Below are 12,317 nucleotides of genomic sequence, written 5' to 3' on the forward strand. Positions count from 1 at the left end.
GTCGTGGTTCGGGCGTGATCACCGCATCAGGTGGATCGACACCGACACCCGCCAGGTCGACGGCACGCCCCGCGGTGGACGGACCCCTGTGGAGACAGCACTCGAGCTCCTCGGTGAGGCTCCGCGATGAGCGCCTCGAACCCCGGCCGCACCCGCGTCCAGTCGGTCGACCGGGCGTTCGCCCTCCTCGACTCGTTGGCCCGGCGGGGCGGCCGCGCGTCCCTCGGGGAGCTGTGCGCCGACACGGGTCTGGCCGCGGCCACCGTCCACCGGCTGTGCGGGACGCTCGCCGAGTCGGGTCACCTCCGCCGGGACGCGCGCCGCGACTATCTGCTCGGCCCCCGATTGCAGCGGATCGGCGAGGTCGCGGGGAGGGCGACGTGGTCGTGGGCCCAGCCGGTGCTCGCGGCCGTGGTCGACGGGACCGGCGAGACCGCCAACCTCGCCGTTCGTGAGGGGGACGGTGTCGTGTACCTCGCCCAGGTCCCGTCGCCGCACTCGATGCGGATGTTCACCGAGGTGGGCCGTCGGGTGCACGTGCACTGCACGGCGGTGGGGAAGGCGTTGGTCGCCCGGGACGACGACGACGAGGTCCGCGCGATGCTGGAACGGACCGGCATGCCCGGGTACACGGATGCCACCATCGTCGACCCGGACCGGTTGTTGGACGAGCTCGCCCGCGTACGCAGGGTGGGGTTCGCCACCGACGAGTCGGAACAGGAGGAGGGCGTCCGCTGTGTCGCGATCACGGTGGGGGTCGGGGACGCCGCGGTCGCGGTGTCCGCGTCGGGGCCCGAGGCGAGGTTCACCGAGGAGCGCCGCGACGCCGCCGTCGGGGTCCTCAGGGCGGCCGTCGCGGACCTGCACCCCTGACGCGGAAGGATCCGCTACCTCGGCCCGGGATCCGCTACCCCTGTGGGGAAGCGGATCCCGGTGTGCGGGCAGCGGATCCTTCCGGGCTTCGCGGCGGGGCCGTTCTACAGCCCGTTGGCGGCCTTGAACTCGCGGCGGCGACGGTGCAGGATCGGCTCGGTGTAGCCCGAGGGCTGCCCGGTCCCCTCGAGGATGAGCTCGCGGGCGGCCTGCCAGGCGATCGACGAGTCGAAGTCCGGCGCCATGTTCCGGTATGCCTCGTCACCGGCGTTCTGCTGGTCGACGATCTCCGCCATCCGGCGCAACGAGTCCTCGACGTCCTCGGCCGTGATGATGTCGTGACGGATCCAGTTGGCGAGCATCTGCGAGGAGATCCGCAGGGTGGCGCGGTCCTCCATCAGGTTGACGTCGTGGATGTCCGGCACCTTCGAGACGCCGATGCCCTGTTCGACCCACCGGACGACATAACCGAGGATGGTCTGGCACGAGTTGTCGACCTCCTCCTTCTTCTCGGCGTCGGTCCAGTTCGTGTCGGTCGCGAGGGGGACGCTGAGGATGTCGTCGACGCTCGCGCGCGGTCCGCCGGCGAGGAGTTCCTCCTGTCGGGACATCACGTTCACCCGGTGGTAGTGGGTCGCGTGGAGGGTCGCGCCGGTCGGCGACGGCACCCACGCGGTGTTGGCGCCGGCCCTCGGCTGCCCGATCTTCTCGGCGAGCATCTCGGCCATGAGGTCGGTCTTGGCCCACATGCCCTTCCCGATCTGCGCGCGACCGCGCAGACCGCAGGCCAGGCCGGTGTCGACGTTGAAGTCCTCGTAGGCGGTCATCCAGCGGGCGGACTTCATCTCACCCTTGCGGATCATTGGGCCGGCCTCCATGGAGGTGTGGATCTCGTCCCCGGTCCGGTCGAGGAAGCCGGTGTTGATGAAGACGACGCGATCGGTGGCCTCGGCGATGCAGGCGGCGAGGTTGACCGAGGTGCGCCGCTCCTCGTCCATGATGCCCACCTTGAGGGTGTTCTCCGGCAGACCGAGGAGCGCCTCGACCCGGCCGAACAGCTCGGTGGTGAAGGCCACCTCGGCCGGGCCGTGCTGCTTGGGCTTGACGATGTAGATGGACCCGGTGCGGCTGTTGCCGCGCTCGTTGCCCGGCGCGATGCCGTGCATGCCCGCCAGCGAGGTGATCAGGGCGTCGAGGATGCCCTCGGGCAACTCGTTCCCGTCCGCGTCGAGGACCGCGGGGGTGGTCATGAGATGCCCCACATTGCGGACGAAGAGCATCGAGCGGCCGTGGAGCCGGACCTCGCCGGATCCGTCGGGCGCGGTGAAGACCCGGTCGTCGTGGAGGACGCGGGTGAAGGTCTTGTCGCCCTTGCTGATCTCCTCGGAGAGGTCGCCCTTCATCAGACCCAGCCAGTTGCGGTAGCCGTGGGTCTTGTCCTCGGCGTCGACGGCCGCGACGGAGTCCTCGAAGTCCATGATGGTGGAGACGGCGGACTCCAGGACAACGTCCTTGACGCCGGCGGAGTCGGTCGATCCGATCGGTGAGTCGGCGTCGATCTGGACCTCCACGTGAAGGCCGTTGTTGCGCAGGAGGACCGAGGTCGGGGCGGCGCCGTCGCCCAGGTAGCCGACGAACTGTGCGGGATCGGCGAGGCCTGTCGTCGCCCCGTCGGCGAGTGTCACCTGCAGTCGGCCGTCCACCACGGTGTAGCCCGTGGTGCCGACGTGACTGCCGGAGTCGAGCGGCGCGGCGTCGTCGAGGAACTCGCGGGCCCAGGCGATGACGCGGTCCCCGCGGACCTTGTTGTAGGAGGACCCCTGCTCGGCCCCACCGGACTCCGGGATCGCGTCGGTGCCGTAGAGCGCGTCGTACAACGAACCCCACCGGGCGTTGGCGGCGTTGATCGCGAAACGCGCGTTCATGATCGGCACGACCAACTGGGGGCCCGCGACCGTGGCGATCTCGTCGTCCACGTTCTGGGTGCTGACCTGAACGGAGTCCGGCTCCGGGACCAGGTAGCCGATCTCCTGCAGGAACGCACGGTAGGTGGCCGGGTCGATCGGGGCGGGGTTCTCGTGGTGCCAGGAGTCGATCCTCGACTGCAGGTCGTCGCGGACGGCGAGCAGCTCGCGGTTGCGCGGGGCCAGGTCGGTGAAGATCTCGGAGACTCCCGCCCAGAACGCGTCGGGATCGACCCCGGTGCCCGGGATCGCCTGGGTGTTGACGAAGTCGTACAGGACCTCGTCGACCTGGACGTCGCCGACGGTGATGCGTTCGGACATCGATGCTCTCCTCACATAGGGACCGTTCTCGCCTCCGACTGTAGTGCCCCCCTGCCGAGGGATCATCCGGGTTTTCCGCAGCGTGGAACGGCGGTCGGATTGGCTAGGATCTGATGGCATGACACCCGCGCCCCCGACCGCCACTCTCGACGGCCTCGCCTTTATCAAGGGGCACGGAACGCTCAACGACTTCGTGGTCCTGCCCGACGACCACGCGGAGGTGGACCTCGACGAGGACCTGGTGCGCGCCGTCTGCGACAGACGGGCCGGCCTCGGCGCCGACGGGGTGCTGCGCATCGCCACCGCGGGTGCACTGGTCGACCAGGGCGTCCTCGCCGTCCTCCCGGAGGGCGTCGACGCCGCGGACTGGTTCATGGACTACCGGAACGCAGACGGATCGATCGCGGAGATGTGCGGGAACGGGGTCAGGGTGTTCGCCCACGCCCTGGTGGCGACCGGCAGGGTCGGGGCCGGCCGGATCCCCGTGGGCACACGATCCGGTCCTCGGCCCGCCGATATTCTGATCCATGACGGTGACCAGGCCGTGGTCCGTGTGGACATGGGCGAGCCCCGGCTTCTCGGGGTCTCGTCCGTGGAGCTCGGTGGCCGGGTGTACGCCGGACTCGCCGTCGACATGGGTAACCCCCACCTCGCGTGCGTGGTCCCGGGCCTGGGGGCCGACGGGTTGCGCGAACTGCCGGTGCACGAGGCGCCCGAGTTCGACACCGGCTTCTTCCCCGCCGGCGTCAACGTGGAGATCGCCACCCCGCTCACCGACGGTCGGGTGTCGATGCGCGTCCACGAGCGAGGATCCGGGGAGACGATGTCCTGCGGCACCGGAATCGTCGCCACGGCCGTCGCGGCCCTCGCCGACGCCGGACAGGCCACCGGTGACGTGGTGGTGTCCGTTCCCGGGGGAGAGGTCGCGGTGGCCCTGACCGGCGTGGGTTCCACTCTGACGGGGCCGTCCGTGATCGTCGCCGAGGGGCGGTACCGGCGACCGCTACCCGCGCGCCGCACGGAGGCGTCCCGACCGGAATTGTGAGATGATGCCGGTGAATGACTATCGATGACACCGCCCCTGACCGGGCCACACGAGACCATGACCCTTCGGTCGGAGAATTCCAGCTCGAGGAGCGCTCCTCGCTGCGCCGGGTCGTCGGGTTGTCGACCGAACTCCAGGACGTCAACGACGCCGAGTACCGCCAACTCCGCCTCGAGCGGGTCGTGCTGGTCGGGGTCTGGACCGAGGGCACCGCCGCCCAGGCGGAGGCCGCGATGGCCGAGTTGGCACAGCTCGCCGAGACCGCAGGCTCCGAGGTCTGCGACGCGCTGATCCAGCGCCGCGACAAGCCGGACCCCGCCACCTACATCGGTTCGGGGAAGGCCAAGACCCTGAAGGACGTGATCACCGCGACGGGGGCGGACACGGTGATCTGCGACGGCGAGCTCACGCCGGGTCAGCTCATCGCGCTCGAGAAGGTCGTCAACGTCAAGGTGATCGACCGCACCGCGCTGATCCTCGACATCTTCGCCCAACACGCGACCAGCCGTGAGGGTAAGGCCCAGGTGTCCTTGGCGCAGATGGAGTACATGCTCCCGCGACTGCGTGGCTGGGGTGAGGCACTCTCCCGGCAGGCGGGTGGCCGGGCGGGCAGCAACGGAGGCGTCGGACTCCGTGGTCCCGGTGAGACCAAGATCGAGACGGACCGCCGCCGAATCAGGGAGCGCACGGCGAGGCTGCGCCGTGAGATCAAGGGCATGAAGCAGGCCCGGGACACCAAGCGGCATCGCCGTCGCGCCACCCCGGTGCCGTCGATCGCGATCGCCGGGTACACCAACGCCGGGAAGTCGAGCCTGCTCAACCGCTTGACCGGTGCGGGCGTACTGGTCCAGAACGCACTGTTCGCCACGCTGGACCCCACCACACGGCGGTCCGAGCTCCCCGACGGGCGGGTCGTGGTCTTCACAGATACGGTCGGATTCGTCCGACACCTCCCGACCCAGCTCGTCGAGGCGTTCCGCTCGACGTTGGAGGAGGTCGTGGACTCCGAGCTGCTCCTGCACGTGGTCGACGGATCGGACGCCTTCCCCCTGCGCCAGATCGAGGCCGTCCGCACCGTCATCAACGACGTCGTGGAAGAGCAGAAGGCCGAGAGGCCCCGCGAACTCGTGGTGATCAACAAGGTCGACGTCGCTGACCCGGTGGTGTTGACGGAACTGCACCACGCCCTGCCGGACGCGGTCTTCGTCTCGGCGGCGACGGGTGAGGGGTTCGACGAGCTCCTCGACCGAATAATGCGGGTGGTCGCCTCCGGGGACACGGAGGTCACACTCGAGATCCCGTTCACCCGGGGTGATGTGGTCTCCCGTGTCCACGCGGAGGGCGCCGTGGTGGACGAGGATCACACGAAGGACGGCACGAGGATCGTGGTCCGGCTTCCGGCCTCCGTGGCCGGAGAGCTCGGGGAGTATCGGGTCCCCGGATCCCGTGACGGTGTCGCCTGACCCCGTCGACGGATCAGGCGACACCCGGTTCCGGCCGGTTCAGAGCTTGCGGAAGACCGTGACGACCTTTCCGAGGATCGTCGCGTGCTCCCCGGGAATCGGACTGAACGACGGGTTGTGGGGCAGGAGCCACACCCCGCTCGAATCCCGGCGGAAAGTCTTGACCGTGGCCTCCCCGTCGATCATCGCCGCCACGATCTCGCCGTTGTCCGCGACGTTCTGACGGCGCACCACCACGTAGTCCCCGTCACAGATCGCGGCGTCGATCATCGACTCGCCGACCACTCTGAGCATGAACAGGTCCCCGGAACCCACCAGGTCGGAGGGGAGGGGGAAGACCTCCTCCACCGCCTGCTCGGCGAGGATCGGACCGCCGGCCGCGATCCGCCCCAGGACAGGGACGTAGACGGGTTCCACGGCCCCGCTGGGACGCGTCTCCTCCTGGACGGGCGCGCGACGACCTCGGGACCGCTGCCCCGGGACGCCGTGGACGTCGACCGCCCGCGGCTTGTGCGGATCACGGGTCAGGAAGCCCTTCTTCTCCAACGTCCGCAACTGGTGGGCCACCGAGGAGGTCGACTGCAGACCGACGGCGTCACCGATCTCTCGGATGCTCGGGGGATAGCCCCGGTCCTTGACCGTGTCGTGGATGTGCAACAGAACGCTCTTCTGGCGGGTCGTCAGGGCCTCGAAGTCGGGCTTGGGCATGTGGGGGTCCCTTCGGCGAATGGGTGTTCGACGTCGCTATCTGTGTACACCCTACTGCCCGTCGGACGTGAGCGCCACACAGGTGTTCGAAGAAATGTCGCCACGAATGTCGACTCTGTCGGACCCGCGTGATACAACTCTAGGCAGGTTCGAGTTCGAACAGATGTGCACAACAAGGCACACGGGCGTGCGAATGAGGTTCGCACACCGTATCGAGTTGGGAGTTCTCATGACCGTTATGGAGATGCAGCCACGATCGCGTCCCTCCGTGCCCTGGACGGAGGTCTGCGTGACCGATCACGACCGGCCCGTTTCGTCCAGGGTGCATCCCCGCCCTGATGCCGGGGCCCGTCCCGTCATCCGCACGCTCGACCGGGGGCGCCAGACGGCCACGCGGTCGGTGGCGCCCGGACGGCGAGTGCTCGTCCGCCCCGCGTCCGCGGAAAGGGTCAGGGCATGCGGTAGCGAGGCGAGGTCGAGTGCGCCGGTGGTGGACGATGTGCCGACGTGGGCTCTGGTGGCCTGTGGAATCGTCTTCGGAATCCTGATGCTGCTCGCATTGGCACTCCTGGGCGGGCCCGCCTACGCGTGACCCACGGTATCGCCTCCTAGAATGGACCCGGGACGGCGGCCCGTCGCCCCCGCACCGCCGTCGGCTCCGGCCGGCGGAGCGGTTCGGACCAGGTCGACGAATGGCGAAGCTGGAATGTACTGCCCCATATGTCACCACGAGGACTCACGGGTGATCGACTCGCGGTCGGTCGACGAAGGGCAGGCGATCCGGCGTCGACGCGAGTGCCCCGACTGCGGACACCGGTTCACCACCCTCGAGACCCCGTTGTTGACCGTCCTCAAGCGCAACGGTGTGACGGAGCGTTTCAGCCGCGACAAAGTGGTCCGCGGTGTGCGACGCGCGTGCCAGGGGAGGTCGGTCGACGAGGACGCGCTCCGGCGGCTCGCGCAGCAGGTCGAAGACGCTGTCCGGGCCGGCGGCGCCTCAGAGGTCCCCGCTCACGAGATCGGGCTGGCGATCCTGGGGCCTCTACAAGATCTGGACGAGGTCGCGTATCTGCGATTCGCCTCCGTGTACAAACAATTCAGTTCCGCTGCGGATTTCGAGAGCGAGATCATCGCCCTTCGCGAACGGCACGCTGCTCACTAGTCCCGGTCGTCTCCGCGTCGCACCGGGATCGGCTCCTGTGTACGGGCGGTGTGAGGGCTCAACGCGCGTTCCGCCGGGAGAGCGCGGCGGCGACCGCCTTCTCGATCCTCTCGGCGGAGACCGGGCGCGCGGTACCCAGAGACTGCGCGAAGAGGCCGACACGGTATTCGGCCAACATCCACCGGAGATCCCGGGCTGCCCGCGCCCCACCCGGTCGTCGGCGGAGCGCCGCCGTCGCCTCCGCGACAGTGGCCTCCGACTTCTCCAACCGGGCGGCGAGCTCCCGGTACCTCGACGGTGACTTCTCCGCGAGGTCCAGCCTGAGGTCGATCGCCCTCACGTGGCGTTCCAGTTGCGGGAGGACCTCCGCCGGGTGTCGGGCGAGGAATCCCTTTCCCACGAGGAAGTCCAGAGCGGGCCTGACGTCGTCCGCGAGGTCGCGTGGTACCTGGTCCAGCCGGGCGGAGACCGACTGCGCGGCGACCAACGCCGGAAGGGCGGCGGAGATCGAGGCCGTGATGGCGGCCGGCGCCTCGGATCGGGCGCGCGCGCGCAACTCGTCGAAGTCGTGCACGGTGAGTACCGGCTCTCCTCTGCGTCCGGCGATCAGCCGCCCGCACGCCGCCAGCGCCGCGTCCGAGACCAGTCCATCGGCACCCTCGTGGGGATACTGGGTGAGCGCGAGGCGTTGCTCGACCGGACGACCCCGGACTATCGATGCCGCCGAGATCAGGTCCGCTGAGATCAGGGTCAGTACCGCTGTCGTCTGCGCGGCTCGACGTTCCGTCTCTGTGGCGCAGGCGATCCGGTGGATGCCGTCGGGGCGGACCTGCAGGGCCGGGTAGACCGTCACCTCCACACCGTCGACCGTGCCGGTGATCGAGGGCGACAGGTCCCCGATCGTGTCCGCGGTCCACGCCCGATGAGGTCCGTCATCGGGGACGAGTCTGGAGTTGAGCGTGGCACGGACCTTGTCCACCAACCGACTGCGTAGTGCTCCCAGGTCCGTACCGGCCGCGACGACCTCGTCACCGTCGACCACCTCGAAACGCATGCGGAGATGGTCGGGGAGCTGTTCCGGGTGGAACTCGCGGGGCTCGACGGTCGTGCCTATGCGGGCCGAGAGCGCGGCGGCGAGCGCCACGGGGAGCGGTGTCGACCGCGGGGCGAGGTCACCGGCCAGCAGTGCCGCGTACTCGGCGGGCGGGGAACACAGACGCCTCAGGTACTTGGGGAGCGTCCGGAGCATCTCCGTGTACAGCTCCTCGCGCAGGCCGGGGACGAGCCACTCGAAGCCGGACGTCGCGACCGAGGACAGCTGGGGGAGAGGGACCCGCACGGTGATGCCGTCGGAGTCGACCCCCGGGTCGAACGAGTATCTGAGCTCGAAGTCCCGCTCGCCCTGGCGCCAGATCGGCGGGAACTCGGAGGCGGCCGGGGCGGTGTCCGACGTGCGGATCTGCTCGGGGCGAAGACGCAGACGATCCGGGTCCTCCCGGCCCTGCTTACGCCACCACGATTCCAGGTGGCGGCCGGAGGTGATGTCCTCGGGGAGCCGCTCGAGGTAGAACCCGACCAGGGTGTCGTCGTCGATGACGAGGTCGCGGCGTCTACTGCGGGTCTCCAGCTCCCGCGCCTGTTCCACGGCCACGGCGTTCTCCATGATCACCGGGATGCGGGTGGTCCATCGTCCCTCGACGATCCCGTGCCGGACGAGCATCTCCCGCGCGAGCGGTGCGTCGACCCTGGAGAGGAGGATGCGACGCGCCTCGACCACGGGCAGCCCCAGGAGCAGCACCTTCTCGTAGGCCATCGCCGCGCCCCGGGCGTCGGACCAGTGCGGCTCTGAGTACTGGGTGCGGACGAGATGCCCCCCGAGTTGTTCGATCCACACCGGATCGATGCGCGCGACGTCCCGGGCCCACAGTCTGGAGGTCTCGACCAACTCGGAGGCCATGATCCATCGCGGCGGCTTGCGGGCGAGATCGGAACCGGGGAACACCTGGAAGCGGATACCGCGGGTGCCGCGGAACTCCCTGGTGTCCTCGTCCTTCATCCCGACGTTGGTGAGCAGTCCGGAGAGGATCGCCTTGTGGAGGTCGTCCTCCGCGGCGTGACCGGACGGTGGATGCCAGCCCCGCTCGCGGCACATGCTGGTCAACTGGGCGGTGAGGTCCTGCCACTCGCGGATCCGCAACCAGTGCAGGTACTCGGCCTTGCACATTTTCCGGAACGCGCTGCCGGAGAGCTCGCGCCGCTGTTCGGTGAGGTAGCGCCACAGGTTGAGGTAGCCCAGGAAGTCGGAGGACTTGTCGGCGAAGCGCCGGTGGAGCTGGTCCGCCTTGTCGCGCTCCTCGGCGGGCCTCTCGCGGACATCCTGCACGGTCAGGGCCGCGACCACGACCAGGACATCCCCCAGGGCGCCGTTTCGGTGGCCCTCCACGACCATCCGGGCCAGGCGCGGGTCGAGGGGGAGGGACGCCATGTCGCGGCCCACCCTGGTCAGGTGCGGGCGTTCGTCGTCGTCGGTCCGGAGCGCCCCGAGCTCGGTGAGCAACGTCATGCCGTCTCGGACGGCCTTGCGGTCGGGTGGTTCGACGAACGGGAAGTCGTCCACGGCTCCCAGGTCGAGATCGGCCATCGACAGGATGACCGACGCCAGGTTGGTGCGCAGGATCTCCGGGTCGGTGAACTCCGGCCGGGAGTCGAAGTCGTCCTCCGAGTACAGACGGATGCAGATGCCGTCGGCGACGCGGCCGCAGCGGCCGGCGCGCTGTGCGGCGGAGGCCTGCGAGATCGGCTCGATCGGCAGCCTCTGGACCTTGGTGCGGGTCGAATAGCGGGAGATCCGGGCGAGGCCGGTGTCCACGACGTAGCGGATCCCCGGGACCGTCACCGAGGTCTCCGCGATGTTGGTCGACAGGACCACGCGCCGGGTCGAATGCTGACGGAAGGCCCGTTGCTGCTCGGCGGAGGTGAGTCGGGCGAAGAGCGGAAAGATCTCGGTGCTCTTGAATTTCCGCCCCCGGAGCACCTCCTCGGCGTCGCGGATCTCGCGTTCGCCGGAGAGGAAGACGAGTACGTCGCCGTCACCCTCGGCCAGGAGCTCGCCGACCGCATCGGCGAGCGCGTCCAGGGGGTCGAGGTCGATGGTCCGGTCCGCGTGGTCGACCTGGAGCGGCCGGTACCGGATCTCCACGGGGAAGGTGCGACCGGAGACCTCGATGACAGGGGCGGGATGGCCCGCCGGATCCGCGAAGTGGCGGGCGAAGCGGTCGGGGTCGATCGTGGCGGAGGTGATGATGAGTTTGAGGTCCGGCCGCCGGGGCAGGATCTGCCGGAGGTAGCCGAGCAGGAAGTCGATGTTGAGGCTGCGTTCGTGGGCCTCGTCGATGATGATCGTGTCGTAGGCGCGCAGCAGCCTGTCCCGTCGGATCTCGGCGAGCAGTATCCCGTCGGTCATCAGTTTGACCGCGGTGTCGGCACCGGTACGGTCGTCGAAGCGCACGGCCGACCCCACCAGCCGGCCGGTCTCCACCCCCAGTTCCTCGGCGATGCGCTCGGCGACGGACCGGGCCGCCAGCCTGCGGGGCTGGGTGTGGCCGATCATCCCGCGCACGCCGCGGCCGAGTTCCAGACAGATCTTGGGGATCTGGGTGGTCTTCCCGGATCCGGTCTCGCCGGCGATCACCACGACCTGGTTGTCGCGGATCGCCGCCGCGATCTCGTCCTTACGGGCGCTGACCGGCAGTTGTTCCGGATACTCCGGGGTCGGAACCGACTCCGCACGCCGACGCAGACGAGCGGCGGCGGCGTCGATCTGCCCGCCCAGGTCGTCCAACTGGTCGGCGCGGGCCCTGCGGATCCGCGACCGGAACCGGTGGGCGTCGAGGATGCCGACGTCGTCGAGCCGGACCAGGAGATCGTGCCGGGCCCGGCGCAGTTCGGGGGCGGGCGCGGGAGACGTCGACATGGTGTCCGCCAGGGTATCGGGACCCGGTGTGGGGATCGATCCGGGTGTCAGGCCGTGCCACCCTCCCGGCGGGACTGGATGCGGGTGTAGCGCTGGTGCAGTCGCTCCCGGATCTCCTCCGGCTCGTACGACTGCCGCCGGCGTTCGGTCCGTGCGGCGAGGATCCCGGTGGCGGCCACTCCGACCACCCCGGCCGCGCCGACCATCTTGAGCCACTGCCGTCCGCGGGGTGCCATGGCGTCAAGGGTAGATCCTCTCGCCGGGGCACCTGGCAGGATCGCACCATGAGTCTCGACACCGTCCCGCTGGCCGCCGCGGCCCACCGCACCCGGACCGGGGACCTGTGGTTGTTCCGTGGGCGCACGACCGCCGACCGGCTGATCCAGACCCTGACCAATTCCCCCGTGAACCACGTGGGGGTGGCGGTGGTCCTCGACGACCTGCCCCCGCTGCTCTGGCACGCGGAGATGGGCCGGGCGTTGACCGACGTGTGGACGGGGCGTCGGCAACGGGGCGTCCAACTCCACGACCTCGAGGCGGCGGTGCGCCAGTGGACCGGTCCCTACGGACAACGTGCGTGGTTCCGCCAGATCTCCCCGGAGACCGGGTCCCCGCAGGAGGACGCGCTCCTGGAGACGATCGCCCGCCTGAACGGCGTGTCGTTCCCGTCTGCGGGGCGGCTGACCGCCCGGTGGGCCCGGGGCCGGTGGGCGGGCCGGGGACGCCACACACTCGATCGCGACTCCGATACGGGGCCGGGAGCGGGACGGGGCGGCAGTGCAGGAGGGAGCGGCGGTGCCGGAGGGAG

9 protein-coding genes are annotated in these 12,317 nt (G+C 69.7%); 5 read left to right on the plus strand and 4 right to left on the minus strand.

Features of this window, described 5'->3' with window-relative positions; all coding sequences use genetic code 11:
* Positions 1–126: 126 nt before the first annotated feature.
* A complete protein-coding gene (locus G6021_RS09190) occupies positions 127–873 on the plus strand; it encodes an IclR family transcriptional regulator (RefSeq protein ID WP_179525411.1) in 747 nt (248 codons plus the stop codon).
* Between the two features lie 104 nt (positions 874–977).
* Here the strand turns inward: G6021_RS09190 and G6021_RS09195 are convergent, their stop codons facing one another.
* A complete protein-coding gene (locus G6021_RS09195; RefSeq protein ID WP_179525410.1) occupies positions 978–3,158 on the minus strand; it encodes a malate synthase G in 2,181 nt (726 codons plus the stop codon).
* A gap of 118 nt (positions 3,159–3,276) precedes the next feature.
* Here G6021_RS09195 and dapF point away from each other — a divergent pair, with 118 nt between their 5' ends.
* Both dapF and hflX read left to right on the plus strand, forming a co-directional pair.
* On the plus strand, positions 3,277–4,203 hold the full coding sequence (gene dapF, locus G6021_RS09200; RefSeq protein WP_182641121.1) for a diaminopimelate epimerase: 927 nt from the start codon (positions 3,277–3,279) through the stop codon (positions 4,201–4,203).
* Between the two features lie 14 nt (positions 4,204–4,217).
* The gene (hflX, locus tag G6021_RS09205; RefSeq protein ID WP_182610346.1) at positions 4,218–5,666 is read left to right on the plus strand and encodes a GTPase HflX; all 1,449 of its coding nucleotides are present in this window, start codon (positions 4,218–4,220) and stop codon (positions 5,664–5,666) included.
* Positions 5,667–5,705: 39 nt separating this feature from the next.
* On the opposite strand, the gene lexA is transcribed toward hflX, so the two are convergent.
* Complete coding sequence (gene lexA, locus G6021_RS09210) at positions 5,706–6,374, minus strand: transcriptional repressor LexA (RefSeq protein WP_182610345.1); 669 nt, start codon at positions 6,372–6,374, stop codon at positions 5,706–5,708.
* 706 nt (positions 6,375–7,080) lie between these two features.
* Between lexA and nrdR the strand changes: the two genes are divergently transcribed.
* Entirely contained in the window at positions 7,081–7,536 is a 456-nt protein-coding gene (gene nrdR, locus G6021_RS09215; protein WP_179525405.1) for a transcriptional regulator NrdR, read from the plus strand.
* Between the two features lie 58 nt (positions 7,537–7,594).
* On the opposite strand, the gene hrpA is transcribed toward nrdR, so the two are convergent.
* Together hrpA and G6021_RS09225 are read right to left on the minus strand one after the other, a co-directional pair.
* Positions 7,595–11,509 (minus strand): ATP-dependent RNA helicase HrpA, encoded by a 3,915-nt coding sequence (hrpA, locus tag G6021_RS09220; RefSeq protein ID WP_182641122.1) that lies wholly within the window; start codon positions 11,507–11,509, stop codon positions 7,595–7,597.
* A 47-nt stretch (positions 11,510–11,556) separates the two neighbouring features.
* Positions 11,557–11,745 carry a hypothetical protein gene (locus G6021_RS09225; RefSeq protein ID WP_179525403.1) on the minus strand — a complete coding sequence of 63 codons (189 nt, stop codon included), beginning with the start codon at positions 11,743–11,745 and terminating at the stop codon, positions 11,557–11,559.
* A gap of 48 nt (positions 11,746–11,793) precedes the next feature.
* Here G6021_RS09225 and G6021_RS09230 point away from each other — a divergent pair.
* A partial coding sequence (locus G6021_RS09230; protein WP_206682654.1) for a hypothetical protein occupies positions 11,794–12,317 on the plus strand: 524 nt, incomplete at its 3' end.

The sequence above is a fragment of the Dietzia sp. CW19 genome, assembly GCF_014145265.1.
In the GTDB taxonomy this organism is placed as follows: domain Bacteria; phylum Actinomycetota; class Actinomycetes; order Mycobacteriales; family Mycobacteriaceae; genus Dietzia; species Dietzia natronolimnaea.

Coding starts and splice junctions, on each gene's coding strand:
- G6021_RS09190 (WP_179525411.1), top strand. CDS start 127: ATGAGCGCCTCGAACCCCGGCCGCACCCGCGTCCAGTCGGTCGACCGG.
- G6021_RS09195 (WP_179525410.1), bottom strand. CDS start 3,158: ATGTCCGAACGCATCACCGTCGGCGACGTCCAGGTCGACGAGGTCCTG.
- dapF (WP_182641121.1), top strand. CDS start 3,277: ATGACACCCGCGCCCCCGACCGCCACTCTCGACGGCCTCGCCTTTATC.
- hflX (WP_182610346.1), top strand. CDS start 4,218: ATGACTATCGATGACACCGCCCCTGACCGGGCCACACGAGACCATGAC.
- lexA (WP_182610345.1), bottom strand. CDS start 6,374: ATGCCCAAGCCCGACTTCGAGGCCCTGACGACCCGCCAGAAGAGCGTT.
- nrdR (WP_179525405.1), top strand. CDS start 7,081: ATGTACTGCCCCATATGTCACCACGAGGACTCACGGGTGATCGACTCG.
- hrpA (WP_182641122.1), bottom strand. CDS start 11,509: ATGTCGACGTCTCCCGCGCCCGCCCCCGAACTGCGCCGGGCCCGGCAC.
- G6021_RS09225 (WP_179525403.1), bottom strand. CDS start 11,745: ATGGCACCCCGCGGACGGCAGTGGCTCAAGATGGTCGGCGCGGCCGGG.